This is a genomic window from Mesorhizobium sp. M7A.F.Ca.MR.362.00.0.0, from assembly GCF_004023175.1.
In the GTDB taxonomy this organism is placed as follows: Bacteria; Pseudomonadota; Alphaproteobacteria; order Rhizobiales; family Rhizobiaceae; genus Mesorhizobium.
Window position 1 is genome coordinate 1 of sequence record NZ_RZTF01000975.1, and the last position, 318, is coordinate 318.

General features: G+C 43.7%; 1 protein-coding gene. It reads right to left on the minus strand.

The features are described 5' to 3' along the window. On the minus strand, positions 1–286 hold a 286-nt coding region (locus tag EOC06_RS40610), incomplete at its 3' end, for a hypothetical protein (protein ID WP_206631415.1). Positions 287–318: the final 32 nt, after the last annotated feature.

Consider the following 318-nt stretch of genomic DNA (forward strand, 5'->3'; position numbering starts at 1 on the left):
TACTTAAATAATAATGATGGTAAAATAGCGCGATGCTGAAGAAAACAAACATAGGTGCTAGCCAGAAAAACCAAAATGCTGCAAAATGGTGCTGTATTGTATACTTTCTCGTCTTTAAGAAAGACAAGACTAAACCAATAATGGCAAAGACCACGAATGGCAGCAGCCAGCTAATTTGTCCAGACAGCTCGCTTTGGAATAATCGCAGCGGGCCTGCTTCACCAGTGTTAAACATGCCAGATTGGCTGGAGCTGCCTCCATCTCCTTGCTGTCCACCATTAGGCATAGTAGTAGGAGCTTCCTCACTAGTATTGCTGG